At 45.6% G+C, this 26,033-nt stretch carries 23 protein-coding genes and 2 pseudogenes; 3 read left to right on the plus strand and 22 right to left on the minus strand.

Annotated features, from left to right (window positions below):
• The first annotated feature begins 8 nt into the window (after positions 1 to 8).
• A complete protein-coding gene (locus G9F75_RS04785; RefSeq protein WP_014305559.1) occupies positions 9 to 1,208 on the plus strand; it encodes an MFS transporter in 1,200 nt (399 codons plus the stop codon).
• Between the two features lie 58 nt (positions 1,209 to 1,266).
• Positions 1,267 to 2,109: an aldo/keto reductase gene (locus G9F75_RS04790; protein WP_003152464.1), complete on the plus strand. Its 843-nt coding sequence runs from the start codon at positions 1,267 to 1,269 to the stop codon at positions 2,107 to 2,109.
• Between the two features lie 38 nt (positions 2,110 to 2,147).
• Here the strand turns inward: G9F75_RS04790 and coaE are convergent, their stop codons facing one another.
• The 16 genes and pseudogenes from coaE to G9F75_RS04865 form a co-directional block, all read right to left on the minus strand.
• The gene (gene coaE, locus G9F75_RS04795) at positions 2,148 to 2,741 is read right to left on the minus strand and encodes a dephospho-CoA kinase (protein WP_021494430.1); all 594 of its coding nucleotides are present in this window, start codon (positions 2,739 to 2,741) and stop codon (positions 2,148 to 2,150) included.
• Positions 2,742 to 2,756: 15 nt separating this feature from the next.
• Positions 2,757 to 3,389 (minus strand): sporulation membrane protein YtaF, encoded by a 633-nt coding sequence (gene ytaF, locus G9F75_RS04800; RefSeq protein ID WP_003152461.1) that lies wholly within the window; start codon positions 3,387 to 3,389, stop codon positions 2,757 to 2,759.
• 136 nt (positions 3,390 to 3,525) lie between these two features.
• The gene (mutM, locus tag G9F75_RS04805; protein ID WP_021494431.1) at positions 3,526 to 4,356 is read right to left on the minus strand and encodes a DNA-formamidopyrimidine glycosylase; all 831 of its coding nucleotides are present in this window, start codon (positions 4,354 to 4,356) and stop codon (positions 3,526 to 3,528) included.
• Positions 4,357 to 4,380: 24 nt separating this feature from the next.
• Entirely contained in the window at positions 4,381 to 7,020 is a 2,640-nt protein-coding gene (gene polA, locus G9F75_RS04810) for a DNA polymerase I (protein WP_095061302.1), read from the minus strand.
• Positions 7,021 to 7,266: 246 nt separating this feature from the next.
• On the minus strand, positions 7,267 to 9,006 hold the full coding sequence (gene pnpS / locus G9F75_RS04815) for a two-component system histidine kinase PnpS (RefSeq protein WP_095061294.1): 1,740 nt from the start codon (positions 9,004 to 9,006) through the stop codon (positions 7,267 to 7,269).
• Positions 8,999 to 9,718, minus strand: coding sequence for a response regulator transcription factor (locus G9F75_RS04820; protein ID WP_014418615.1), 720 nt, complete (start codon positions 9,716 to 9,718; stop codon positions 8,999 to 9,001). Before G9F75_RS04820 ends, pnpS begins: the two co-directional genes overlap by 8 nt.
• Before the next feature lie 215 nt (positions 9,719 to 9,933).
• Positions 9,934 to 10,872: a malate dehydrogenase gene (mdh, locus tag G9F75_RS04825; RefSeq protein ID WP_003152455.1), complete on the minus strand. Its 939-nt coding sequence runs from the start codon at positions 10,870 to 10,872 to the stop codon at positions 9,934 to 9,936.
• Between the two features lie 45 nt (positions 10,873 to 10,917).
• On the minus strand, positions 10,918 to 12,189 hold the full coding sequence (gene icd / locus G9F75_RS04830) for an NADP-dependent isocitrate dehydrogenase (RefSeq protein ID WP_007408075.1): 1,272 nt from the start codon (positions 12,187 to 12,189) through the stop codon (positions 10,918 to 10,920).
• A 160-nt stretch (positions 12,190 to 12,349) separates the two neighbouring features.
• Positions 12,350 to 13,468: a citrate synthase gene (gene citZ, locus G9F75_RS04835; protein WP_017418343.1), complete on the minus strand. Its 1,119-nt coding sequence runs from the start codon at positions 13,466 to 13,468 to the stop codon at positions 12,350 to 12,352.
• A 717-nt stretch (positions 13,469 to 14,185) separates the two neighbouring features.
• Positions 14,186 to 14,338, minus strand: a complete 153-nt coding sequence (locus G9F75_RS04840; protein ID WP_017418344.1) for a hypothetical protein — start codon at positions 14,336 to 14,338, stop codon at positions 14,186 to 14,188.
• Entirely contained in the window at positions 14,328 to 15,461 is a 1,134-nt protein-coding gene (locus G9F75_RS04845; protein WP_014418617.1) for a Rap family tetratricopeptide repeat protein, read from the minus strand. The genes G9F75_RS04840 and G9F75_RS04845 overlap by 11 nt, the downstream gene beginning before the upstream one ends.
• A 292-nt stretch (positions 15,462 to 15,753) precedes the next feature.
• Positions 15,754 to 16,191 carry a hypothetical protein gene (locus G9F75_RS04850; protein ID WP_014418618.1) on the minus strand — a complete coding sequence of 146 codons (438 nt, stop codon included), beginning with the start codon at positions 16,189 to 16,191 and terminating at the stop codon, positions 15,754 to 15,756.
• A 156-nt stretch (positions 16,192 to 16,347) separates the two neighbouring features.
• Positions 16,348 to 16,482 (minus strand): annotated as a pseudogene (locus tag G9F75_RS04855) (peptidoglycan-binding domain-containing protein); the annotation flags it as partial.
• A 183-nt stretch (positions 16,483 to 16,665) separates the two neighbouring features.
• Positions 16,666 to 17,076, minus strand: a complete 411-nt coding sequence (locus tag G9F75_RS04860) for a YjdF family protein (protein WP_014418619.1) — start codon at positions 17,074 to 17,076, stop codon at positions 16,666 to 16,668.
• A gap of 118 nt (positions 17,077 to 17,194) precedes the next feature.
• A pseudogene (locus G9F75_RS20265) lies at positions 17,195 to 17,361 on the minus strand (peptidoglycan-binding domain-containing protein); the annotation flags it as partial.
• Positions 17,362 to 17,479: 118 nt separating this feature from the next.
• On the minus strand, positions 17,480 to 17,944 hold the full coding sequence (locus tag G9F75_RS04865) for a DUF441 domain-containing protein (RefSeq protein WP_003152447.1): 465 nt from the start codon (positions 17,942 to 17,944) through the stop codon (positions 17,480 to 17,482).
• Positions 17,945 to 18,041: 97 nt separating this feature from the next.
• Here G9F75_RS04865 and ytvI point away from each other — a divergent pair, with 97 nt between their 5' ends.
• The gene (ytvI, locus tag G9F75_RS04870) at positions 18,042 to 19,157 is read left to right on the plus strand and encodes a sporulation integral membrane protein YtvI (RefSeq protein ID WP_022552837.1); all 1,116 of its coding nucleotides are present in this window, start codon (positions 18,042 to 18,044) and stop codon (positions 19,155 to 19,157) included.
• 31 nt (positions 19,158 to 19,188) lie between these two features.
• On the opposite strand, the gene G9F75_RS04875 is transcribed toward ytvI, so the two are convergent.
• The 6 genes from G9F75_RS04875 to ystJ all read right to left on the minus strand — a co-directional run bounded on the left by G9F75_RS04875 (position 19,189) and on the right by ystJ (position 26,027).
• Positions 19,189 to 19,572 carry an FxsA family protein gene (locus G9F75_RS04875; protein ID WP_012118168.1) on the minus strand — a complete coding sequence of 128 codons (384 nt, stop codon included), beginning with the start codon at positions 19,570 to 19,572 and terminating at the stop codon, positions 19,189 to 19,191.
• A gap of 111 nt (positions 19,573 to 19,683) precedes the next feature.
• Complete coding sequence (gene pyk / locus G9F75_RS04880) at positions 19,684 to 21,441, minus strand: pyruvate kinase (protein WP_007408069.1); 1,758 nt, start codon at positions 21,439 to 21,441, stop codon at positions 19,684 to 19,686.
• Between the two features lie 39 nt (positions 21,442 to 21,480).
• The gene (pfkA, locus tag G9F75_RS04885; protein ID WP_007408068.1) at positions 21,481 to 22,440 is read right to left on the minus strand and encodes a 6-phosphofructokinase; all 960 of its coding nucleotides are present in this window, start codon (positions 22,438 to 22,440) and stop codon (positions 21,481 to 21,483) included.
• 191 nt (positions 22,441 to 22,631) lie between these two features.
• On the minus strand, positions 22,632 to 23,609 hold the full coding sequence (gene accA, locus G9F75_RS04890) for an acetyl-CoA carboxylase carboxyl transferase subunit alpha (protein ID WP_014418621.1): 978 nt from the start codon (positions 23,607 to 23,609) through the stop codon (positions 22,632 to 22,634).
• Positions 23,594 to 24,466: an acetyl-CoA carboxylase, carboxyltransferase subunit beta gene (accD, locus tag G9F75_RS04895; RefSeq protein ID WP_017418350.1), complete on the minus strand. Its 873-nt coding sequence runs from the start codon at positions 24,464 to 24,466 to the stop codon at positions 23,594 to 23,596. Before accD ends, accA begins: the two co-directional genes overlap by 16 nt.
• Positions 24,467 to 24,794: 328 nt before the next feature.
• Positions 24,795 to 26,027 (minus strand): NADP-dependent malic enzyme, encoded by a 1,233-nt coding sequence (gene ystJ / locus G9F75_RS04900; RefSeq protein ID WP_044801570.1) that lies wholly within the window; start codon positions 26,025 to 26,027, stop codon positions 24,795 to 24,797.
• Positions 26,028 to 26,033: the final 6 nt, after the last annotated feature.

The raw sequence follows: 26,033 nt of genomic DNA on the forward strand, positions 1-26,033 counted from the left end.
GAAAACAGATGTCTTCACATCGCCAAAGCTATTTACCAGCGCTGCTGGCATTAGCCGTCAGCGCTTTTGCGATCGGCACAACCGAATTTATCAGCGTCGGGCTGCTGCCGCTTATATCTCAAGATCTGCATATACCTGTGACAACGGCGGGACTTACCGTTTCCATGTATGCTCTGGGCGTGACATTCGGCGCGCCGGTTTTAACGTCTCTCACATCCGGCATGTCGCGGAAAACGCTGCTGCTCTGGGTGATGTTAATTTTTATCGCCGGAAATACGCTCGCAGCGAGTGCTTCCTCAATCGGCGTCTTACTGGCGGCACGGGTCATTTCGGCGTTTTCCCACGGCATTTTCATGTCAATCGGAGCAACAATCGCCGCCAATATCGTGCCGGAGCATAAAAGAGCAAGCGCGATTTCCATCATGTTCACGGGGCTGACGGTGGCTACGGTGACCGGTGTTCCGTTCGGCACCTATCTCGGCCAGCAATTCGGATGGAGAATCGCATTTGCCGTCATTGTGGCGGTAGGAATCATTGCATTCCTCACAAACGCGCTTCTCGTTCCGTCACATTTGCGCAAAGGGACGAAAACCGCATTTTCCGAGCAGGTCAAACTCGTCACAAACGGCCGGTTATTGCTTTTATTTATTATTACGGCGTTAGGCTACGGCGGAACGTTTGTCGTGTTTACGTATTTATCTCCGCTTCTTCAGGAGGTAACCGGTTTTCAGAAAGAAACCGTCGCGGCCATCCTGCTCATTTACGGAATTGCGATTGCCATCGGAAACATGATTGGCGGCCGTTTATCAAACCGGAATCCGCTGAAAGCCTTGTTTTATATGTTCATTGTCCAGGCTGCTGTGCTGTTTGTTCTGACTTTTACCGCGCCGTTTAAAACAGCCGGGCTGATCACCATTATTTTCATGGGGCTGTTGGCGTTTATGAATGTGCCGGGGCTTCAGGTATATGTCGTGATGCTGAGTGAACGTTTTGCGCCAAGCGCCGTTGATACAGCATCAGCCTTAAATATCGCGGCATTTAATGCCGGAATCGCGATCGGCTCGTTTGCCGGGGGAATCATTACAGACTCAATCGGAATCATTCATACCGCTTGGATCGGGGCGCTGATGGTGCTCAGCGCGGTCGTATTAACCGGATGGAGCAGGAAGCTTGAAAAGCGGGATCGCACTGCCCTTGAAAGGAGGTGAGTTTTTCTTCAGCGCATTTTGATTGTTTCAACAGACAACTAATAGGAGGAATATATACATGACAACACATTTACAAGCAAAAGCAACATTGCATAACGGAGTAGAGATGCCTTGGTTCGGCATCGGAGTTTTCAAAGTAGAGGAAGGCGCGGAACTCGTCAACGCGGTGAAAACGGCATTGGTGCACGGCTATCGCAGCGTCGATACCGCCGCGATTTACGGAAACGAAGAAGGTGTCGGCGAAGGCATCCGCCAAGGGCTGCAAGAAGCGGGATTAAAACGTGAAGACATTTTTGTCACGTCAAAAGTATGGAATGCCGATTTAGGATATGAAGAAACGTTAAAAGCGTTTGACACAAGCTTAGAAAAACTCGGTTTAGATTATTTGGATTTATATTTGATCCATTGGCCTGTCGAAGGAAAGTATATCGATGCGTGGCGGGCGCTCGAAACCCTCTACCGGGATGGACGCATTAAGGCGATCGGGGTCAGCAATTTCCAAATTCACCATCTGAAACATCTCATGAAAGAAACGGAAATCAAGCCGATGATCAACCAGGTGGAGTACCATCCGCGTCTGACACAGAAAGAACTGCTTGCTTTCTGTACTGAACAAGGCATTCAGCTTGAAGCGTGGTCGCCATTGATGCAAGGTCAGCTGCTTGATCATCCCGTCTTACAGGAGATCGCTGAGAAGTACGGCAAATCAGCCGCTCAAGTGATTTTGCGCTGGGATTTGCAAAACGGTGTCATCACCATTCCGAAATCAACTAAAAAACACCGTATTGAAGAAAATGCAAATGTCTTTGATTTCGAACTGTCAGCTGACGATATGAAGCGGATTGATGATCTGAACGAAAATCTCCGTGTCGGTCCTGATCCTGACAATTTTGATTTTTAACCAGAAAAACACCGTTCGGCTTTCCGAACGGTGTTTGTTTATGCCCAGCCGCTCAATACTTCCTCAAGCTGGTGCTTTGTATGTTCAAGACTGCCGCTGTTATCAATGACGGCGTCAGCTTTTTTTGTTTTGTCCGCTAAAGGCATTTGCGACGTTATCCGGCTCATCGCTTCTTCTTCTGTAAGGGAATTCCGCTCCATCAGCCGTTTGAGCTGAATGTCTGCCGGTACGGTGACGACGAGCACCTTGCCGACAAGATAATCAAGCCCGCTTTCATACAAAAGCGGTATATCCAAAACGACGAACCGCTCTTTTCGCGCAACGGCTTCATCCCGCTGTTTCAGCATTTCCGCACGCACCGCCGGATGAACGATCTGATTCAGCTTCAGACGCTTCTGTTCGTCAGTAAAAACGATAGAACCGAGTTTTTTTCTGTCAATACCGCCATTTTCCAGCAGGATGTCTTTTCCGAATGCCTCCACAATTTGTCCGTAAGCCGGCATTCCTTTGTCCACCGCCTGTTTTGCGATGACATCCGCATCAATGACTGTTATTTTTTTGTCGATCAGCATACGCGCTACCGTGCTTTTGCCGCTTGCGATGCCTCCCGTTAAACCGATGACCAAGCTCAAAAAGCCCACTCCTTCTTACATTTTCCAAATCCCGATGATAATCAGCAGGACTCCCGGCAAAAATGTCATTTTATCTATCCAATTCCATCTTGAGAGCAAATGCCCCGCGTTTATGCCGAGTGAAACAAACAGCGAGCTCATCAGCCCGACAGTCACGCTCATCATAACCGGAGAAAAGCCGAGAATGGCCGCTCCCAGCCCGGCGCCAAACGCGTCAATGGATAAGGCGATACCGAGCAGAAGCGCCTCGACTCCGTTAATGGTTCCGGATTGATCAATATCGGCGCTCGTCGGTTTTTTTAAAATGTGAATCACGATGCCGAGCGATTTCACTTCAAGATTAAGTAACGTTTTTTCATGCAATAAGTAATCCGGCTCTTTAGCCGGTTTGAAAAATTGCCAGATGACCCATGCCCCGATTCCGATTAAGATCAGCCCGCCCAGTTTTTCCGTGACGGATACGGGAAAAATCTTTGTCAGAAAATGGCCGATCAGCATGGATATAAACATCACAGAGGCTGAACAGCAAGCGATCACGGCAATCGCTTTGAACGGGATTTTCATTTTTCTCAAACCATACGTAAACCCGACTGAAAAACTGTCCAAGCTGACAGCAAAAGCCAAAAGCAGCAAAGAAACAATCTCCATATCCGTTTCTCCCTTTCTCTTGATCGGCAATTGTGACATATGCCTATTGGGTGAATCACAATATATATATGGAGAAAGGTCATCAACTGTGTTAGAAAAAATTCATTCTGCTGCCGCCTGCTTGAACAGCTTCAGTTTATGATTTTTTTTGGCAGCGGGCGCAAAAATGCGTCCCTCTTCCGCCGACCACGATTTTAGAAATCATCGTGCCGCACGACTTGCACGGCTCATCCTTTTTGCCGTATACGTAATGTTTGAGCTGAAACATTCCGATTTCCCCTTGAGAATTGATATAAGACCGGACGGTGCTCCCGCCCGCGTCAATCGCTTCCTGAAGGGTGTCTTTAATTTCTGTATGAAGCGTTTTTATCTGCCCGTCTGACAGACTGTTCGCTTTTGTCTCAGGATGAATCCGCGCCCGGAATAAAGCTTCATCGACATAAATATTGCCGAGGCCGACGACCGCTTTTTGGTCGAGCAGGGCAGTTTTCACCGCGCGGTTCGTTTTTGCAAGCCGCTCTTTTAAATAAGCAGCGGTAAATGCTTCATCATCGGGTTCGGGCCCGAGCTGTGAAAGCGGTAATGCATTTTGTTCCTCTCCCGGCGCAAACAAATGCATCGTGCCGAATTTCCGGACATCCCGGTAGCGGAGCTGTGTTCCGTCCGTCATGTGAAACACGACGTGCACATGTTTATCGTCAGGCTCATCGGCCTGATGAAGACCGTATTTCCCCTCCATCCGCAGGTGGGACACCATGACATAATGATCCAGATGGAAAAGCAAAAACTTTCCTCTTCTTCCGATGGATCGGATTGTTTCTCCTGCAATCTGCCGCGCGAATTCCTCCGGCTCGGCGGGTTTTTTGATGATATTCGGCCATCTGATATCCGCCGATTCAATCGTTTTCCCCTTCACAAGACCGGTCAGAGTGCGCCGGACCGTTTCAACTTCTGGTAATTCCGGCACAATCATCACTTCCTTTTTCTCTGTTTATTTTGCATCGTACCAAGACGGCCCTGAAGCATAATCCGCCTTCAGCGGCACGTCTAATGCCAAAGCATGCTCCATCACTTCAGGAACCAGCTTCTCTAATATTTCAATTTCTTCCTTAGGCGCTTCAAAAATCAATTCATCGTGCACCTGAAGCAGCAATCGCGCCTTCAGGTTTTTTTCTTTCAGCTCAGCTGCCATGTCAATCATGGCTTTTTTAATAATATCGGCGGCGCTTCCCTGAATCGGCGTATTCATGGCCGTCCGTTCCGCAAAGCTCCGCAGGTTGAAGTTGCGGCTGGTCAGCTCAGGAATATAGCGGCGGCGCTGCATAAGTGTCGTGACATATCCTTTTTGCTTCGCTTCCTGCACCGACTCTTCCATATACGCCTTGACGCCCGGGAAGCTCTCCAAATAGCGGTCAATAAAAGCGCCCGCTTCTTTCCGGGTGATGCCGAGGTTTTGTGACAGCCCGTAATCACTGATGCCGTAAACAATGCCGAAATTGACGGCCTTTGCCTGGCGGCGCATCGCTTGTGTCACTTCATCTTCACTGACATGAAACACGTCCATGGCGGTTTTTGTGTGAATGTCCATGTCATTCGTAAACGCTTCGATCAGATTTTCATCTTTTGAAATATGCGCAAGCACCCTTAATTCAATTTGTGAATAATCGGCGGCGAAAATAAGCCAATCCGGTTCGGACGGTACGAAAGCCTGACGGATTTTCCGCCCTTCCTCCAGCCGGATCGGAATATTTTGCAGGTTCGGATCCGTTGAGCTGAGGCGTCCGGTTTGAGTCAACGCCTGATTGAACCGTGTATGCACCTTATGAGAATCCTTGCGCGTGACTTTCAGCAGCCCTTCTATATAAGTCGATTGAAGCTTGCCGATTTGTCTGTATTGCAGAATGTAAGCGACGATATCATGTTTGTCTGCGAGCTTTTCCAGGACATCGGCTGAAGTGGAATAGCCTGTTTTTGTTTTCTTTACTGGCGGCAGGCCGAGCTTTTCAAACAGAATGACGCCGAGCTGTTTTGGTGAATTGATGTTAAACGGCTCACCGGCGATGTCATGGATTTTTTCTTCATATTCCTTCAGCTTCGCCTTAAGCTCTTCGCCCATTCGCTTCAGTCTTTCAACATCCACTTTGACGCCCATTGATTCCATTTCTCCGAGAATAAGCGCAAGCGGAAGTTCGAGATCTTCATATAATTCAAGCTGATTATTTTCTTCCAGCGCGTGCAGCAGTTTGTCACGGAGGCTGTTAACGGCAGACGCTTTCCGCGCGAGATGATCGGCAAGCTCTTTTTCAGCCGGAACGGCGCGCTTTGCGCCTTTTCCGTATACCGCTTCATCTTTTGAAACGATATTCAGCCCGTATTCTTTCGCTACGCTCGCGACATCGTCGTACGAGTTGCCCGGGTTTATAATGTAGGCAGCAAGAAGCGCGTCAAATTCCGTTCCCTTCAGCTCAATTCCCTGCCAGCGCAAAGCGACGACGGAACGTTTGCTGTCGAACACCCACTTTTTCATCGATTCATCTTCAGCCCAAGATTTAAACGCTTCAGACTGAATGGCGATTTCTTTCGGAATATAATAAAGACCTGTTTCATTCACGATGGAAAAGCCGAGGATCGGTTCTTCGTGATAGTTATCACCGATTTGTTCGACGACCAAAGCGGACGGCGAAACGAGCATATCTTCGGTGATTTCTTCTGCCGTTTCGACATTGATGTCTTCAAAATTTTCTTCCGCCGTTTCCCCGCTTTCTTCACCGAGCCGCTCAAGAAGCGTATTAAAACCCAGGTCTTTAAAAATGGCAACAACTTGTTCACGGTCAAACCCTTGGTAATCTAAATCTTCGGGCTTGACTTCAATCGGCGCATTTGTCATAATCGTCGCCAGCTCTTTGCTCATCAGGGCTTGTTCCTTGTATTCTTCAAGCTTTTCTTTTAATTTTTTTCCGCTGACTTCATCAATGGAATCAAGCAGTTTCTCAACCGAATGGAACTGCTTTAAAAGCTTAATCGCGGTTTTTTCTCCGACGCCGGGGACGCCCGGTATATTATCGGATGAATCCCCCATTAATCCCTTCATATCAATGATTTGCAAAGGGGTCAGACCGTACTTTTCTTGCACGTGCTCCGGCGTGTAATCTTCCACGTCGGTAATGCCTTTTCTCGTAATGGCAACGGTCGTTTTCCCGGTTGCAAGCTGGGTTAAGTCCTTGTCCCCCGAAACTACCTTTACTTCGAAGCCGTCTTTTTCAGCAGATACGGCAAGCGTGCCGATAATATCGTCCGCTTCATATTCAGGAAGCTCATAGCGGCTGATTTTGTAGGCATCAAGGAGCTCGCGGATGAACGGCATCTGTTCTGAAAGCTCCGGCGGCGTTTTTTGTCTTCCGCCTTTATATTCTTTAAACGTGCTGTGGCGGAAAGTGGTTTTTCCCGCATCAAAAGCCACCAGCATGTGGGTCGGCTTTTCATCTTCCAGCATTTTCATTAAAATCATCGCAAACCCGTATACGGCATTTGTATGGATGCCTTTTTCATTGCTTAAAAGCGGCAATGCAAAAAACGCCCGGTACGCCAGACTGTTTCCGTCGACAAGCACTAATTTTTTTCGTTCCGTCATTCAATATCCTCCTAAGAGCAAAAGCTCGTCATTCCTCTATTTTTTAATCTCACAGCTTCTCTTATTTTAACAAAGTTCAATTTGAAAGGAAAATGAGCGAACCCCGTGAAAACGCAAAAAAGGACGGGAACAAGAAAATACGTTCCCGCCGTCAAAATTGGCTCCTTGGATGAAGGGGTTCTGTTACATCCTAACAAGATAGGTTTAACAGGCCATGAAGAAATTGTTAATCCTTTGTAAAGCTGATCACGCTTCCGGCTGCCGCTTCAGCGTCACGGTAAATACAGTCCCCTGTCCCGGCTCGCTTGTGACCTCGATTTTACCTTCATGGGCTTCTATTAAGTGCTTCACGATGGCGAGGCCGAGCCCGGTTCCTCCCGAGTTGCGGCTTCTGTCTTTATCCACGCGGTAGAATCTCTCAAATATCCGCGGGATCTCTTCCTTCTGAATACCGATTCCCGTATCGGACACTTTGATATCGACAACGGTTTCTTTCACATGTACCGAAATCCCCACCGTCCCTTTTTCAGGCGTGTAGGTCAGGGCATTGTTCGCCAGATTCAAAAATACCTGCTTCAGCCTGTGCGCATCACCCGTCACAAAAATCGGCTCTTCCGGGAGATCGAGCTGAAAGCTGATGCCTTTTTCCGCAGCCTTATGCTGCAAAAGCGCCTCAATTTCATGCAGAATTTTTGCGGCGTCAAAGGACTCTACACGCATCGTAAAGTTTTGCTGCTCCATCTTGGATAAATCCAATAAATCCTGCACGAGAGATTGGAGCCGCTCACTTTCTTTCAGAATGATAGACAGAAAGTCTGAAAGCGCCTTTTCGTCTTTCATCGCTCCGTCTAACAGTGTTTCCGTAAAGCCTTTAATGGAGGTGATCGGTGTTTTCAGTTCATGGGAGACATTGGCGACGAAGTCCTTTCTCATCTGCTCCAATTTTTTAATTTCCGTCATATCGTGAAAGACGAGGACGATGCCCTTCCATTCATCGTCAGGGCCCATGATCGGAACGCCGTCAACTTCAAAGTAGCGCCGCTCAATATTGATGGGAAGTCTGAGCAGCTGGCATTTTTTCGTCTCGGTCATAAAAATGTCTTCGACAAGCCGAATGATCTCCTCATGTTCAAACGCATCATGGTAAAGACGCCGAAGCAGACGTTCAGGCTTTGTATGAAACTGCTTCGTGTATGATCGGTTCACGAGATTGATAAAACCTCTCCCGTCTATTAAAATCAAACCGGATCCGATATTTTCAATGACGGTTAACAGACGATCGCGCTGCATATCCTGCGTTCTCGTCATTTCCATTAAATCGACCGCCAGGCTGTTCATCGCACGCCCGAGACGGTCCGACCGCCTTGCGTAACCGCTGTAGGAGCGGGCGTCATAATTCCCTTTGGACAGCTCCGTCGCCACCTTTGTCGCGGCGTCGATGGATTTTTTGTAACGGGACGTCATGTTTGTATAAAAGAAAACGATAATGATAAAAGCGGTACAAAGACTTGCTGCCAGCATGCCCCACATTTCTCCGGCAACGCTTGAACCGCCGTTGATCTCAGAGGAAACGAGTACATACCCCGCAATTTTCCCGGCGTCATTTTTTACGGCAGTGCCGCGGATGACTTTGCTTTTCGACTGTACGGCTTCCTCACTTTTATTGTGAGAAATGAACTCCTTTACGGCTGAATCATCAGCATGACTGCCGGAATGATATACGGCGTCACCCTTCTCGTTGAGCACGGCGACGTTTATACCGAGGGTGCGGCCGGCATCACGGATTACCGTTTCATTGCTTTTATTGCCAATTCGGCCGGTGTCAAGAAGGCCCGCTATGTATACCGATTCCTTTTTCAGCTGATCCGCCGTTCTTTCTTCAGCGGATGAAGAAATAAGCTGCTGTAAAAAAAGGCCGAGAACACTGAAAACCAATATGATACATACAACGAGTAAAGCGAACAGACGCACACGGACTTTATTCATTCATTTTTGGCTCCTCCAGTTTATACCCCAAACCTCTGATTGTTTTAATATAGATGGGTTTTTTGGTATTTGATTCGATTTTGTCGCGCAGATGGCTGATATGAACGTCAACAATCCGGGTATCCCCGGCAAAATCATAGTTCCAGACCGCGCTCAGCAGAAGATCTCTCGTCAGCACTCTTCCCTTATGTTTTCCCAAATACAGAAGCAGTTCAAATTCTTTAGGCGTCAGTTCCAGCTGTTCTGACTTAAAGTACGCTTCGTAATGCTCCGGAAGAATTTTCAGCTCGCCGATGAGGATCTGCCCGTCCTTTTCCTCTTCTCTGCCTTGTGACAGCGAAGAAATGTCAGCCCTTCTTAAAATGGCTTTCACCCGCGCAGTGACTTCCCGCGGACTGAACGGCTTTGTCATGTAATCATCCGCTCCGAGCTCCAGTCCCAGCACTTTATCAAACTCCTCATCTTTTGCTGTCAGCATCAAGATCGGAACCATCATTTTCTGCTGTCTGAGCTGTTTACAGACGTCGATTCCGTCCACTTTCGGCAGCATGACATCCAGTACGATTAAATCCGGATTTTCATTCTCTGCCTGCTCCAGAGCCTCTTCGCCGTCTGATGCGGTGATGACATCATAGCCGGACCGTTCCAGATTATACTGTAAAAGAGTAACGATAGATTGTTCATCATCTACAACTAAAATTTTTTTGTTCATGCTGCGCCCTCCGCTGTCTATTTTCCCCGACATCCAATTTTCTCTATTTTATGTGCTGCATATCACTTTATGATTTCATTTTATCCAATACTGCCCGTTCAGACAATTCGCCTTTTTGATCATTTTCAGAGAAAGGATCGCTCAGGGAAAAAGAAAACGCTTTCATTAATTGTAAAAAGAGGAAGGCTTCTGATTCGGAAGCCTTCCCTTTTTTCTTATGACAATACTTTCATCACGTTTTTGACAGATTCAACTGATTTACTCAGCTGCGCTTTTTCATAGTCTGTCAGTTCAAGCTCGATGATTTGCTCTAGGCCGTTTCCTCCGATAATCGTCGGTACGCCTAAGTAAATACCTTCATGACCGTATTCGCCTTCTAAGTAAGCGATAGTCGGAAGCACGCGGCGCTGATCTTTCAAAATGGCTTCTACCATTTCAGTCAGTGATGCAGCAGGCGCGTAGTAGGCGCTTCCGTTGCCGAGAAGGTTGACGATTTCCCCGCCGCCTTTTCTTGTGCGTTCTACAATCGCATCAAGACGGTCTTTCGGGATAAGCGTTTCAAGCGGAATGCCGCCCGCATAGGAATAACGGACGAGAGGAACCATGTCGTCACCGTGTCCGCCAAGAACAAAACCGGTCACATCTTTTACAGACAGGTTTAATTCTTCAGCGACGAATGTTCTGAATCGCGCAGTGTCAAGCACTCCGGATTGTCCGATGACGCGTTCTTTCGGGAAGCCTGATTCTTTGTACACCGCATATGTCATCGCATCAACAGGGTTTGTCAATACAACGATAATGCAGTCAGGAGAATATTTCACGATCTCACGTGTGACGCTTCTCATGATTTTTTCGTTTGTAGATACAAGATCATCACGGCTCATGCCCGGTTTTCTCGCAATTCCGGCTGTGATGACGACGATATCAGAACCGGCTGTGTCCTCGTAGTTGGACGTGCCTGTGATTTTCGCGTCAAATCCTTGAACCGGACTTGCTTCGAGCATGTCTAGCGCTTTTCCTTTTGTCGGGTTTTCTAATTGCGGAATATCAACGAGCACAACGTCTGCAAGCTCTTTTTGAGCTGTAAGAAAGGCTGTTGTCGCTCCCGTAAATCCTGCTCCGATAACAGAAACTTTACTGCGTGTTTTTCCCATGATTCTCTTCTCCTTTTTTGGCTTCATTAGAAGTCTGCTTTAGGTTCAGTCCATGTTTTTGATTAGCTCTTCACCAAACTCTGAACATTTCACTTCAGTTGCACCGTCCATTAATCTAGCAAAATCGTACGTTACTACTTTTGAAGCAATCGTTTTTTCCATAGATTTAATGATCAAGTCAGCAGCCTCATTCCAGTTCAGGTGTTCAAGAAGAAGCACTCCTGAAAGGATGACGGATGACGGGTTGACTTTGTCAAGGCCGGCATATTTAGGAGCCGTTCCGTGAGTCGCTTCGAAAATCGCATGGCCTGTTTCATAGTTGATGTTCGCTCCCGGCGCGATTCCGATTCCGCCTACCTGAGCGGCAAGCGCATCAGAGATATAGTCTCCGTTTAAGTTCATAGTCGCCACGACGTCGAATTCGCTCGGACGGGTCAAGATCTGCTGAAGGAAAATATCAGCGATGCTGTCTTTGACGATGATTTTTCCTGCCGCTTCCGCGTCGCTCTGCGCTTTATCAGCCGCTTCTTTTCCGTCTTTTTCGACAATGCGGTCATATTCAGCCCAAGTGAATACTTTATCTCCGTATTCTCTTTCGGCAAGCTCGTAGCCCCAGTTTTTAAATGCCCCTTCAGTGAACTTCATGATGTTTCCTTTGTGGACAAGCGTGACAGACTTACGGCCGTTTTCGATCGCATACTCAATGGCAGCTCTGACTAAGCGGCTTGTGCCTTCTTCAGAAACAGGTTTGATGCCGATTCCTGACGTTTCAGGGAAACGGATTTTGTTAACACCCATTTCATTTTGCAGGAAGCTGATCAGCTTTTCAACCTCTTCAGAACCTTTCGCATACTCAATTCCGGCATAAATATCTTCCGTATTCTCGCGGAAAATGACCATATCCGTATCTTCAGGACGTTTGACCGGAGAAGGCACTCCCGTGAAATATCTGACAGGGCGCAGGCACGTAAACAAATCAAGCTCCTGTCTCAGCGCCACGTTCAGAGAACGGATACCGCCGCCGACCGGTGTCGTCAGAGGACCTTTGATGGCGATGAAGTACTCTCTGATGTCTTCCAGCGTTTCGGCAGGAAGCCACTCACCTGTTTTATTATAAGCCTTTTCACCGGCATAAACTTCTTTCCACGTGATTTTTTTCTCGCCTTTATATGCTTTTTCAACAGCGGCTTCCAATACTTTAGAAGCGGCGTTCCAAATATCAGGGCCTGTGCCGTCGCCTTCAATAAACGGGATAATCGGATTATTTGGTACGTTTAATACTCCATTAGAGACTGTAATTTTTTCACCTTGTGACACAATATTACCTCCCAGTATGTAATTCATATTTAGAAAACATTTTATTTTTCTTGTATAGAAAATAAAATGACTTTTCTCAAGATTCTATCAAAATTGTAAACCAATCCGGGCTTGATTAACAAGAGGCTAACGACATGAAAATCACCAGCCTCCCGTTTGATCAGGCTCTTTCATCAATCGGAACAAAAGTCTGCTTATCCGGACCCGTGTAATCAGCGCGCGGGCGGATGAGGCGGTTGTTATCGTACTGTTCAAGTATATGGGCGATCCATCCTGACATTCTGCTGATCGCAAAGATCGGCGTGAACAGATCGTGATCAATGCCGAGACTGTGGTATACAGATGCGGAATAGAAATCAACGTTAGGCGGGAGTTTTTTCTCCGACGTTACGATTTCTTCGACACGGATTGACATCTCGTACCATTTGCTTTCACCCGTCAGATTCGTCAGGCGTTTGCTCATTTCTTTTAAGTGTTTGGCGCGCGGGTCTCCATGCTTATACACACGGTGTCCGAAGCCCATTACTTTTTCCTTTTTCTCCATTTTGCTGCGGATATAAGGCTCGGCGTTTTCCACTTCGCCGATTTCTGTCAGCATTTTCATGACGGCTTCATTGGCTCCGCCGTGAAGCGGTCCTTTTAAAGCGCCGATGGCGGCAGTGATGCCTGAGTAAATATCAGATAAGGTGGCGACACATACTCTCGCCGTAAATGTTGATGCATTCAGCTCGTGATCCGCATGAAGAATGAGCGCTTTGTTAAACGCTTCCACTTCGATCGGAGAAGGCTCTTCACCGTTTAAGGTGTAAAGGAAGTTCTCCGCGATTCCATACTCTTCCTTCGGTTCAACAGGATCAAGTCCTTTGCGGATTCTTGAGAAAGCGGCGACAATGCCCGGCACTTTCGCCTGCAGACGGATGGCTTTTCTGTAGTTCGCTTCCGGATTCATGACATCGGCTTCACTGTCAGTCAGACCGAGTAATGAAATCGCCGTCCGGAGCGCAGCCATTGGATGTACGTTATTGAGGGGATAGGATTTGAAGTGCTCAATGATTTCTTGTGGAACGGCAGCTTCTTTCGCAAGCTGTTTTTTCAGTTCAGCAAGTTCCGTTTTATTCGGCAGGCGCAGATGCCACAGCAAATAAATGATTTCTTCAAAACTTGCATTCTCTGTCAAGTCGTCAATATCGTACCCTACATATGTAAGGGTATCGTCGATAATAGAGCTTACAGATGATGTTGTTGCTACAACCCCTTCAAGACCGCGTGTTGCTGTCATATTCAACCTCTCCTTTTCAATCAAAATTCCCCTTTAAAGAGTATATAAAACATACGGCTTACTTAAAATGAGTCATGCAAACAATCCCTTTCCCCTTTAAGAAAATGCTTACATTTCAATGGTTGCGATTACATAACCAGTATGCTTATAGAGGAACATAACAAATTCTTATAAGCTTATTTAAGTTTAAGCCTATTCTTATTATAAACAATAATCTGATTAATTTGTAGACTTTTAACTAAAAATGTTTTAAAAGCCTTATATATCAAGGCTTTTCGTTGATAAATTTAATCGTTTGCTTTCAGGCGCTTTGTAAAACCATGTATTCTCATGTTTTCATTTGGGGGAGTTTTGGAGGAGACTTTAAAAGGACAGGCGCGACAACTTCACCGCAAGTTTAACCCCCTTCTTTACCGGAGAAGGGGGTTAATTTGTTTACTCGACTGAATCAATGTTCGGATCAGCTTCAGAAATCCATGTCTTGGTTTTAGTTGGCTCAAATTTTCTTATATATATCTTTGTTGTTACTTCGTATTTCGCTTTTGTGTATATAACGATCCTTTTGTATTTTTATGCGGACTTCAAACGAATATCACCCTTGTAACATAACCTGTTACCATGCTTGTAATGCAGCAGCCGCAGCCCCGCCTAAAAAGAGAAAAATCGAAAATGCATGACAAAAAAAGATGCAGCCCTAAAAAGGCCACATCTTTTAAATCATGTTTGCAGTCGCGCAGCTAGTTGTATTACCTCATTATCAGTTTTGGCTGCATTATGATGAAGATGAGTCGTGTTTCCTACAAAAGCAATTACACCGAACGTAATAGCGAAAGCAGAGACAGAGAAACAAATTGCTTTTTTAATATTCATACAAACAATCCCCCCGCTGTATTTGAAGTTGAGACTCCACCATCTTATCATAAAAAATTGTAGCCATTTCAAAGTCCTTCATTCCTTTGAAAAAGTTTGCTGTTAAAAGTGTCAACTCTTCGACATACGAATACATATGAATATTTTCAAGCTTACTTAAAATTTCTACAAGGCTGTCTTTGTTAATCGGTTCAGCAAATAAAACATATAAAAACTCTGTTAATAAGCAAAACAAATTGTCGTCATATTTTACTGCTGTTTTTAAACCTTCTTTTAAAGCTTGGCCTGCCGCGGCTGTTTTCTTTTGCTTAAATAATACTATGGAAAGTGAATAATATGAATGGGGCAGAGTTCTCAATTTCATTTCTTCACCAATCACAATTGCTTGTCTCAAATACGCTTCGGCCTTTTCTTCTTGTCCCATGTAGTGATAACTTTCACCCAAATTATAAAGAGCAGAGGAAATCAACCTTTTATGACCAAATTCTTGCGAAAGCTTCAAGGCTTCCTCAAGATGCTGTAATCCTTTTTCGTAATGTTTAAAATCAAGATAATTACCCACAATTACAAATAAACTTTGAATTTTTCGGACGGTATAAAGCGGGTTTCGATCATAAATTTCTAACGCTTTTAGAATATGATGCATGGATACGTGCGTTTGTTTCATATTATAATAAGCCTCTGCCAACTTAAAATGAAACTCAGCTTGTTCTATTTCATCAGAGACATGATGAATTTCCATCTCTGCTTTACGATAAAAATTAATTGCTTCTACATACTGCTTCTGATCAAATTCGTACATTCCGCGAAAAAAATGTGAGTAATATTTTAAGAGGCCGGTAAGTGTTTTTTGTGGTTTCTCAATCTTCTCAAGTAGTTCTGTGGTGGTTGGCCTATCAGTCCTATACTTTATTTCTGGGTTTAAATAATCTAGCATAAGTTGATGACGAAAAGTCATGAGAGAGTAATAAATAAGTAAATATTCGTCTTCTTCCATTTCTTTTATTTCGTGTTCCACTTCGGCTTTTAAAATTTCCGCGTCTGGCACACTAAATTGACGAATCATCTTGTACCACTCGTTAATTTTAACGCCTACATGTGAAGACGGTAATACCTGGTCCATGCATTCATTCCCCTCCTCCTCTTTTGATTTATTTTCCACTAATTTCTTATTTTCTGTAAACGAAAAAATACCGCAATTTTCCTAATTAACCGAAAATAACAAAAAATGATAGCGATTTTGGAAATAGAACATCCATGATAATAAAGCACTTGTATACACCCCTTGCGGGTGCTGAACTTACGATTTTCGTCAATTGTATTTATGCTATAAAGAGAAACTAGAAGTCTATTTTTTGCCTTAAAAAGGAGTACAGAAATTATCTTCTGTACTCCTTTAAAATCTAAATAAGAAATCAATCTTGAGATAAATAAATCCAATTTATATCGTCAAATTCTTTGATAACATAATCTGATCCTATACTACGTAAAATTCTATTAAAGAAAATGATGTCATCTTCATCATCGTAATTATATAAATCCTTTTGAACATATTCTTTGATAATAAAATTCGTTAAATTTGTATGATTAACAAATTCAGAAAAGTAAGATCTTATAAAAATTGAATTATCTTCATTTAATTTTTCATCATTAACAATTGAAATCTTAAAAACATTTAAAATCGCATTAATATCTTCTTCGTCCATATAACATAATGGTTCTAATTTTTTGTCTTCTTCTGTAAATGGCTTTCGAGTATCTTCAATTATTACGTAAGATAAAATGTTACCATCTTTCAGCACACGAAAAACTTCTAAATCACGTAATTTTAAAGCTCTATTAAGTGATAGCATTCTTTCCCCCTAATCAAATATTAAAACCCAAATACTAACCTTAGATTCTTTAGTAATCTACCTCCTGTTACACCTATTTAAAGCTGCTATTGTTATCACATATGCAGGGTTCAATAATATATCAATCCAACTATATTTAGAAATTTTTTTCGTTCTTTATCTAATTTTCCCTATTTCTTTAACGCTGATTTTCATCTTTGTCTTTGGCCCATGAATGCCGTCAGCAGTCACGCCGTACATGGACTGGAATCGTTTGACTGCATTTGCTGATTTCGGTCCGTAAATATCTTCATCAAGCCGTTCACAATTGAAACTGACTCATTTACTGATGTAAGTGAATTTAAATAAATTGCAGAAAAACCCTCCTCATCTCGAGAAGGGCTCTGACTTATACTTCTTTTTCTCTAAATCATTCCGAAGAAACTAACTGATGCCGCTCAACTTTTAATCGGAAGGCTTCATCGGGTTCTCCGACTATTTGCCCCTATGCTTTTCTTTTGCTTTTTGTTTTCTGATTAAATATTTTTGTTCCTTTATTTTTTCTCTTTGTTTTTTATTCAGTTGTTTTCTCTTTTCTTTTCTTGCTTCAAGCTCCTGTTTTATCGCTTTTTGTGCCTTAGTTGATATCCCGATATTTTTCATCTCTTTAGAAGCTTGTCGTTGCAATCTTTTTGGGTTTAATTTCTTAGATTTTGCTTTAACACAAACCCCTTCTTGTTCAGTGTGGGAGAGAGTCTGTAAAAGTTGATTATTAACAAAATGCATTATTTCTGAATCCTTTGGCTCTTGTCCAAACAAATGACGAATTGCTCTTAATTTTCCATCATTCACAACTTCAATGACTCCTACCCAAAACTGACCATCGTAGTAAACCGTTAATTTCATAACGATTCCCTCCTCCTAAATTTACTGAAGAATGATGGACATCCCGAGGAGGGGAAGGTTACTGACATTTTAAATCATGCATCCGGACTACCAACCGAATTGTGTTTTTTCATTCTCATTATAAATTTAACAAACTTTCAAATTGAAGGAAAGGGCCTCCGCTTATTTTAAGTTTTGCTTTGGTATCAGGCCCATAAATTCCATCAGCCTTTCAATCCATTCATCAATTGGAATTACTGCAATCGCTGTTTTCGCTCCATGTGCGCCGTCAATCCCGAAGTTCTTTGTTACATGGTAAGCCACTTCATTCATCGGAATAATGTAAATGGCATTTGTCTGACTTACAAAATGCGCAAGTGCAATTCTCCCGCAAAAAAAAGCAGCTTTACGCCGCTTTTTTACTCTACGAAGTGAATATTTTAACGATTTGCATGGCCAAGTAGGCGATTCCGGCGCCGATTAACGGGCCGACGGCGACGCCTCCGAAAAGCGCGACGGCAAGTATCGTGCCGATGACCAGCGCCGTTGTAATATGAGGGTCGTTTTCCAATAAGGTGAGACCGTTTTTGGCGATTAAGGCAACCGCGATCCCGGCACCGAGAGCGATCCACGCGTAATATGATTTCATCGCTTCTCCGAGCTGTTTAAAACCGATATCACCTGTGGCAATCGGCACTAAAACGGCGATTGTAATGACGGTGACCCCCCAGTTGATGCCTTTTGACTGAATAACCGGAAATAGTTTCTGATCAAGACCGACAGCTTTTATCACAATGAGAAAGCCGACGGCAAAAAGCAATGACTGATTTTTGGCTACCAATGCGATGGCCAGCAATAATAGTAAAAATAAATTCGCCTGTGTAAACATCCTGAAAGCACCCTCTTTCATCATATCTGTATTCATATCCTTTTTTTTGAAGAATAAACTAATGTAATAGGACGTGCCGACCGAGAGGAGGATCGATGTGAACCCGCACTATGCAACTGTTTTTTTCCGCGCGCTGTTTGTACTCGCTGCGGCCGGCGGCGCTTTAGCGGCCGGTTACGCCTCATTTCCGTTAACTTATCCGTTTCTGATCGCCCTTATTCTGTCATCGGCGATCATTCCCGTAGTTGACTGGCTGGACAAACTGACGGGGCTGCCCCGGTCAGTCAATACTGTCATTGTCCTGGTCTTCTTTTTGCTTATTCTTCTTGGCGCGGCGACATTTCTCGTTGCGGAAATCATTTCGGGAACCGCCTATCTGGCCAAAACGCTCCCTCCCCATATCAGCGCCTTTATGACGTATTGCGAAGAGCTGTTCACTTCCCGCATTCAGCCATTGTACCACGAGCTGACCGTCTTATTTAACGGACTGGAAACCAATCAGCAGGCATCCATCGTGACGCATATTCAGACCCTCGGTGATACAGCCGCTAAAAATGCGGGGCTAATGCTTTCACATCTTTTGGAGCTGGTGCCGAAATGGATTGCCTTCCTTCCCAATACAGCTGCCGTCTTCATTTTCGCAATGCTGGCGACTTTTTTTATGACAAAGGACTGGCATAAGCTGAAGGCGCTGCTTTATTCTATTCTTCCGGAACGGGTTTCAGCAAACGCCAAGGCCGTATCGGGAGAGCTGAAAAAAGCGATGGCAGGTTTCATTAAGGCGCAGGCCGTGCTCATCCTTTTCACGATGATCATTGTCTTTATCGGACTTTTTCTTTTAGGGATTGAGCATGCGGCAACCATCGCCTTTTTTATCGGCCTGGTGGACCTTCTCCCGTATCTCGGCGCCGGGTCGGTCTTTGTTCCCTGGATTATGTATTTGGCCATTGCCGGTCAGCTTCCTCAAGCGATCGGTCTCGGTATTTTATATATTGTGGTTCTCATTCAGCGCCAGCTGACGGAGCCGAAAATTTTAAGCAAGTCAATCGGACTTGATCCGCTTGCGACCTTAATCGCCCTGTTTGCCGGCTTTAAACTGTTCGGAATTTTAGGACTGGCTGCGGGGCCCGCGCTGCTCGTTTTCATTCAAGCCTTTATCACAACGGGCGCTTTAAAAGAAATATGGGCCTATATTACTGTTCAGTCCAAATAAAAACAGCAGCCCTGTAAGAAGGCTGCCGTTTTTATTTGATAATGATCCGCTTATTTTTTGACATTCCTCTCAGCCATTTGAACAAAAGCGGCTTCATGCGGTTCCGAGTGAACGGAATCAGAAGACAGGCCCCTGCAATATCGGACAGAAAACCCGGAAGCATCAAAAGCAGGCCTCCGAAAAAGACGCATATTCCGTCAAGAAGCGCTTCCCCCGGCATTTTGCCGTGCTGCAGGTCGCGCATCACCCGATGATACACATCGGTTCCCTGTCTTTTTGCCACCAAGGCGCCTAACACGCCTGTCAAAATGATGAGAAGGAAGGTCGGAAAAATACCGAGCCATTTTCCCGCCAGCAAAAACAAGCCGATTTCAATTGCCGGACACACGATAAACAGTAAGAATAACACTCTCATTTTTCTGCCCTCCCGCCCTTCTAAAAGCGCGTCACCGCCCGCATGGGAATAGGAAAATCAGCCTAAAGACAAAAGAGAAGGGAGAACCCCCCCTCTCTTTTTTAAAGCTGTTTAAAGAACGCTTGCGCGGCCTTCATACACAGCGCCGCGGGCAGCGTCAACTGTGATAACCTGTCCTTCTGTTAAAACTGAAGTTGCGTTCTCCAGACCGACGATAACCGGAATGCCCAAGCTTAAACCGACAACGGCTGCATGGCTTGTCAGACCGCCTTCTTCAGTGATGAGCGCTGATGCTTTTTCAAGTGAAGCGATCATGTCGCGGTCAGTGCTTGAAGCAACCAATACTGCGCCGTCTGTCATTTTTTGTTCAGCTTCTTTCGCATTTTTTGCAACAACGACCGGACCGAATGCAGATTTGCGTCCGATGCCTTGCCCTTTCGCGATAACGCTGCCGACAGTGTGGACTTTCATCAGATTCGTCGTGCCTGATTCACCGACAGAACCTGCTGTAATGACAATCAGATCACCGCGTTTCACGATGCCGCTGTCAAGTGATTTTTGAACCGCATCTTCAAGCATTTCATCGGTTGAATTCGCGTTTTGGCCGCTTGCCGGGAATACACCGAATACAAGGCCGAGTTTGCGTGATACAGACTCATTAACCGTAACGGCTACAATCGGAGCCTGCGGACGGTATTTCGCGATCATACGCGCCGTATGGCCGCTTTCTGTAGGGGTAACGATAGCTGCCGCACTCAGATTGATCGCCGTGTGCGCAACTGATTGGCCGATCGCATCGGTAATCGTCATGCCGACCTGATCTCTGCGTTTAGACAGAATTTCTTTGTAGTTCAGAGATTCTTCCGTGCGTGTGGCGATGTTAAACATTGTTTGAACCGCCTCGACAGGATATTGTCCCGCAGCCGTCTCACCGGAAAGCATGATAGCGTCTGTGCCGTCGAAAATGGCGTTGGCAACGTCACTTGCTTCAGCGCGTGTCGGACGAGGGTTGCGCTGCATGCTGTCAAGCATTTGAGTCGCAGTAATAACCGGTTTGCCGAGCGCGTTGCATTTTTTGATCATTTCTTTTTGCACGAGCGGCACTTCTTCGGCCGGAATCTCTACGCCGAGGTCTCCGCGCGCTACCATTAAGCCGTCAGATACTTCCAGGATCGCATCCAGGTTGTCCACGCCTTCCTGGTTCTCGATCTTAGGAATGATTTGAATGTCAGAGGCGTTATGCTCCTCAAGCAGTTCGCGGATTTCCAGGACATCCGTAGAACGGCGTACAAATGACGCAGCGATGAAATCAACGCCTTGCTCGATACCGAATACGATGTCTTTGGCGTCTTTTTCAGTAATTCCGGGAAGGTTGACGCTGACGCCGGGAACGTTTACGCCTTTTTTATTTTTCAGCGTGCCGCTGTTTAAGATTTTTGTTTTGATTTCGTGTTTTTCCGGATTTGATTCCAGCACTTCCAATCCGATTAAACCGTCATCCAACAGGATGATAGACCCTGCTGACACGTCGTCTGCCAGGCCTTCATAAGAAACTGAGAATTTTTCAAGCGTTCCCAGCACCTGTTTCGTAGAAACGATAATTTCATTTCCCGCCTGAAGCTCAAGCGCGCCGTTTTCCATATCGTGCGTGCGGATTTCCGGACCTTTCGTATCGAGGAGAATCCCCACGTTTTTGCCGAGCTTTTTGCTTGCTTCTCTGATGTTTTTGATTCTTGCGCCGTGCTCTTCGAAATCACCGTGTGAAAAATTCAGACGAGCAACGTTCATACCCGCTTCCATCAATTTTGTCAGCATTTCTACACTTTCACTGGCCGGACCGATTGTACAAACGATTTTTGTTTTTTTCAACTCGTTCACTTCCTTCTGAAATCTTCAGCTTCTTCCGCCTTAAATAGACAGTTCTTTTGAAAGCTGATACATGTTTGGTTCAACAGTATGTTTTGATTCTAAAATTTCTATAATATCATGGTCTACAAGCTTGTTGTTTTGTATACCTACGCAGCGTCCGCCTTTTCCTTTAAGCAGAAGCTCAACCGCGTAAGCGCCGAGGCGGCTTGCAAGAACCCGGTCAGAAGCGCTTGGAGATCCGCCGCGCTGGATGTGCCCTAAAACGGATACCCGTGTTTCAAGGTTCGTTTCTTCTTCGATGCGTTTTCCGAATTCAACCCCGCTGCCTACCCCTTCTGCAACGATGATGATACTGTGTTTTTTGCCGCGGTCGTGCCCTCTCTTCAAACGGCCGATAATTTCCTGCATATCGTAGTCCGCTTCAGGAATTAAAATTGATTCCGCTCCGCCTGCAAGACCTGCCCATAAAGCAATGTCGCCCGCATGGCGCCCCATCACTTCAATAACGTATGTACGCTCATGAGACGTAGCGGTGTCACGGATTTTATCAATCGCATCAATTACGGTATTTAGCGCCGTATCAAATCCGATCGTAAAATCAGTTCCCGGGATGTCATTATCTATCGTACCCGGTACACCCACACACGGAAACCCGTGTTCCGTTAATTTTTTCGCACCCATGTATGAACCGTCTCCGCCGATGACGACAAGACCTTCAATGCCGAGTTTCTTTAAATTTTCGATTCCTTTTTCACGGCCTTCAACTGTTTTGAATTCAGGACATCTGGCCGTGTACAGCTTTGTTCCGCCGCGGTGGATGATGTCACCGACCGAACCAAGCTCCAGTTTCTCTATTTTTCCGCTGATTAATCCTGAATAACCGTTATAAATTCCGTACACTTCGACGTCGTGGTAGATAGCTTTCCGCACAACCGCGCGCACCGCAGCGTTCATACCCGGGGAATCCCCGCCGCTCGTTAAAACTCCTATACGCTTCATTTCCTATTCACCTCAGCAACATATATATGTTAAACATATCATGATCATTGCCCTAAAACAATGAAAAGGGACGCCTGAGCTCCCATGAAACCTTACCTATTATACAATTAAATAAATTGTTTTTAAATAAAATTTAAGGAATATCACAAAAATCACAAAAAATAAACGTGAGCCATAGGCTTCACGTCTATTCAGTTTACCCCGATATATTGATCTTCAACCGAAACTTTCCCGATTGCTTTATATTTTTCATAGCGCTGTGAGATCAATTCTTCGGCGTTCATTTGAAGAAGAGATTTTAACGTTTCTTTAAGAATACCGTCAATGTAGCCCGCCTGCTGCTTGATATCATGGTGAGCTCCGCCCTTCACTTCTTTAATCATATCATCAATAATTCCTAATTCTAATAAATCGGGCGCAGTAATCTTCATGGTTTCGGCCGCTTTTTTCGCAAGGCTGGAGTCTTTCCACAAAATGGACGCGGCTCCTTCAGGAGAAATAACGGAATACGTCGAGTTCTCAAGCATCAGCATGCGGTTGCCCACACCTAACGCAAGCGCGCCTCCGCTGCCGCCTTCCCCGATGACGATACAAACGACAGGCACTGTCAGGCCGGCCATCTCGAACAGGTTCTTGGCGATGGCTTCACTTTGTCCCCGTTCCTCCGCCGCTTTACCCGGGTACGCTCCCTTCGTGTCGATGAAGCAGATAATCGGGCGGTTGAACTTATCCGCCTGCTTCATGAGACGAAGCGCTTTGCGGTAGCCCTCAGGGTGAGGCATTCCGAAATTGCGGACGAGGTTTTCTTTCGTGTCTTTTCCGCGCTGATGACCGATGACGGTGACCGGCATGCCGTGATATTTGGCGACTCCGCCGACAATCGCCGCATCGTCTCCGTACGTTCTGTCTCCGTGGCACTCAAAAAAGTCGGTAAACAGGTATTGAATGTAATCAAGCGTCGTCGGCCGGTCGGGAAGGCGTGCGATCTGCACTCTGTCCCACGGCTTCAGGTTTTTATAAATCTCATCCTGGAGCTTGCTGAGCCGGTCTTCAAGCCTTGCGATTTCAGCGCTTAAATCCATCTCCGAATCTTGGGTGAATTTTTTCAGTTCGGCGATTTTCGTCTGCAGTTCAATCACTGGTTTTTCAAATTCTAATCTTGCAGCCACTCATGCTCACCTCCTGTTTGGTGCATGTCCAGCAGAAATGCGAGTTTGTCTTTCATGTCGTTTCGGTGAATCACCGCATCAAGCTGGCCGTGCTTTAATAAAAATTCCGCCGTCTGGAAATCTTCCGGCAGTTTTTCCCCGATCGTCTGTTCAATAATACGTCTTCCGGCAAATCCGATCAAGGCGCCCGGTTCAGCGAAATTATAATCACCGAGAGACGCGAAACTGGCCGATACGCCGCCTGTCGTCGGATGGGTCATGACAGAAATAATCAGTCCCTGCTCCTCACTGAACAGTTTTAATGCAGAGCTTGTCTTGGCCATTTGCATAAGGCTTAAGACCCCCTCCTGCATACGTGCGCCGCCGGAAGCGGTAAAGATGATAAACGGGACTTTTTCCTCTTTTGCTTTTTCAATTGCAAGCGTGATTTTTTCGCCGACAACCGAACCCATGCTGCCCATTCGGAATGTTGAATCCATGATCGCGATCACGGCCGGGAATCCGCCGATGGTTCCTTTTCCGGTAACCACCGCTTCATTCAGCGATGTTTTCTCACGGTCTTTTTCGATTTTTTCTAAGTATCCCGGGAAACCGAGCGGGTTTTCAGATATCATTCCCTGGTTGAATTCTTCGAATGAATCTTCATCCAGGAGGCTTTCAATGCGCTGCTTTGCATTCATCGGGAAATGGTGCCCGCAGTTCATGCAGACGCGCAGGTTTTTATCTAACTCTTTTGTGAGCATGATTTTTTTACATTTGGGGCACTTTGTCATAATGCCTTCCGGAACATCATGTTTTGCCTGCTCAGACGGCACGGAAGCATATTTTTTCTTTTTTGTGAATATATCCTTTAACAAATGATTACCTCCCTTTTGTGAAGGGTTCTCTTCACTGCATGTCTTCCGATTAGATAGACTTAATAATAACTTTACCGAAACTATTGTACTTTTTTTGTCAAACGGTGTCATCCTCCATTCGACATTTTTTGCTGCAAAACAGACGGAAACGGACGGATTTCATACCGTGAAAAGCGTTGTTCAGCCTTATCTGTCAGCGTTTTCAAAAGAAATAAGGATTCTGCTGAAATTTTTTTAAGACCTGCCCTTAAAAAAATGCCAGCAGTCCGTATATTGAACAGCAGCGCGTTGTTTTTTTCCAACGCGCTGCCATTTCATTTTTGTGTTATTATTCGCCGATGACTGTGAGCTGTCTTGTTTTTTCAGCCACTTCCTCAGGATCGACCGTAATTCTGGCGACGCCCGTTTCCATCGCTGCTTTCGCAACAGCTTTCGCAACGGCAGGAGCCACACGTTTGTCAAATGGAGCCGGGATGACATAATCAGCGCTTAATTCTTCCTCTGAAACGAGGGAAGCAATCGCTTCAACCGCAGCAATTTTCATTTCTTCGTTGATGTGAGTCGCGCGAACGTCAAGCGCCCCGCGGAAAATTCCAGGGAATGCCAGAACGTTGTTGACCTGGTTCGGGAAATCAGAACGGCCTGTTCCGATTACGCTTGCGCCGGCTGCGCGCGCGTCTTCAGGCATGATTTCCGGATTCGGGTTGGCCATTGCGAAGATAATCGGATCTTTCGCCATGCTTTCCACCATTTCTTTCGTCAGCGCGCCTTCGACTGATACGCCGATAAAGACGTCTGCATCTTTAATGACATCCTGCAGCGAACCGTCGTTGCGGTCTTGGTTTGTAAACTTCGCCACTTCGTTTTTCACTGCGTTCATGCCGGCCGGACGCCCTTCGTAAATCGCCCCTTTAGAGTCGCACATTACGATGTCGCGTACGCCGAAATGGTAAAGAAGCTTGATGATCGCGATGCCTGCGGCTCCCGCTCCGTTTGCCACAACTTTAATGGATGACATGGATTTTCCTGATAATTTCAGCGCGTTTACAAGTCCGGCAACGGTTACGATGGCAGTGCCGTGCTGATCATCGTGGAAAACCGGAATGTTTGTTTCTTTTTTCAGGCGCTCTTCGATAATGAAGCAGTTCGGCGCCGCAATATCTTCAAGGTTGACACCGCCGAATGTCGGTGCAAGCAGCTTCACAGTGTCAACGATTTTGTCCACATCGTTTGTGTCAAGCGCGATCGGGAATGCATCCACGCCCGCGAAACTTTTGAACAGCACCGCTTTCCCTTCCATGACCGGAAGTGAAGCTTCAGGCCCGATATTACCGAGACCGAGAACGGCTGATCCGTCTGTTACGACTGCTACCATGTTCCCCTTCATTGTATAATCATATACTTTATTTTTATCGTCATAAATCTCTTTACAAGGCTCAGCTACTCCGGGAGAGTAGGCAAGGCTTAAGTCGTCCGCGTTTCTGACTTCTACCTTTGCTTTTGATTCCAGCTTTCCTTGATTTACTTTGTGTAAATGTAACGCTTCTTCTCTTAATGACATTCTAAA

It is taken from the genome of Bacillus sp. EKM208B (genome assembly GCF_011800725.1).
Taxonomy (GTDB): Bacteria; Bacillota; Bacilli; order Bacillales; family Bacillaceae; genus Bacillus; species Bacillus velezensis.

What these genes read in the sequence shown, in the direction of transcription:
- G9F75_RS04790 (WP_003152464.1), top strand. Translation starts at nt 1,267, where the DNA reads ATGACAACACATTTACAAGCAAAAGCAACATTGCATAACGGAGTAGAG.
- mdh (WP_003152455.1), bottom strand. Translation starts at nt 10,872, where the DNA reads ATGGGAAAAACACGCAGTAAAGTTTCTGTTATCGGAGCAGGATTTACG.
- G9F75_RS04860 (WP_014418619.1), bottom strand. Translation starts at nt 17,076, where the DNA reads ATGAAATTAACGGTTTACTACGATGGTCAGTTTTGGGTAGGAGTCATT.
- pnpS (WP_095061294.1), bottom strand. Translation starts at nt 9,006, where the DNA reads ATGAATAAAGTCCGTGTGCGTCTGTTCGCTTTACTCGTTGTATGTATC.
- ystJ (WP_044801570.1), bottom strand. Translation starts at nt 26,027, where the DNA reads ATGTCATTAAGAGAAGAAGCGTTACATTTACACAAAGTAAATCAAGGA.
- G9F75_RS04820 (WP_014418615.1), bottom strand. Translation starts at nt 9,718, where the DNA reads ATGAACAAAAAAATTTTAGTTGTAGATGATGAACAATCTATCGTTACT.
- pfkA (WP_007408068.1), bottom strand. Translation starts at nt 22,440, where the DNA reads ATGAAGCGTATAGGAGTTTTAACGAGCGGCGGGGATTCCCCGGGTATG.
- G9F75_RS04850 (WP_014418618.1), bottom strand. Translation starts at nt 16,191, where the DNA reads ATGCTATCACTTAATAGAGCTTTAAAATTACGTGATTTAGAAGTTTTT.
- G9F75_RS04785 (WP_014305559.1), top strand. Translation starts at nt 9, where the DNA reads ATGTCTTCACATCGCCAAAGCTATTTACCAGCGCTGCTGGCATTAGCC.
- G9F75_RS04865 (WP_003152447.1), bottom strand. Translation starts at nt 17,944, where the DNA reads ATGTTTACACAGGCGAATTTATTTTTACTATTATTGCTGGCCATCGCA.
- polA (WP_095061302.1), bottom strand. Translation starts at nt 7,020, where the DNA reads ATGACGGAACGAAAAAAATTAGTGCTTGTCGACGGAAACAGTCTGGCG.
- citZ (WP_017418343.1), bottom strand. Translation starts at nt 13,468, where the DNA reads ATGACAGCAACACGCGGTCTTGAAGGGGTTGTAGCAACAACATCATCT.
- G9F75_RS04875 (WP_012118168.1), bottom strand. Translation starts at nt 19,572, where the DNA reads ATGAGAGTGTTATTCTTACTGTTTATCGTGTGTCCGGCAATTGAAATC.
- G9F75_RS04840 (WP_017418344.1), bottom strand. Translation starts at nt 14,338, where the DNA reads ATGAATATTAAAAAAGCAATTTGTTTCTCTGTCTCTGCTTTCGCTATT.
- G9F75_RS04845 (WP_014418617.1), bottom strand. Translation starts at nt 15,461, where the DNA reads ATGGACCAGGTATTACCGTCTTCACATGTAGGCGTTAAAATTAACGAG.
- ytaF (WP_003152461.1), bottom strand. Translation starts at nt 3,389, where the DNA reads ATGGAGATTGTTTCTTTGCTGCTTTTGGCTTTTGCTGTCAGCTTGGAC.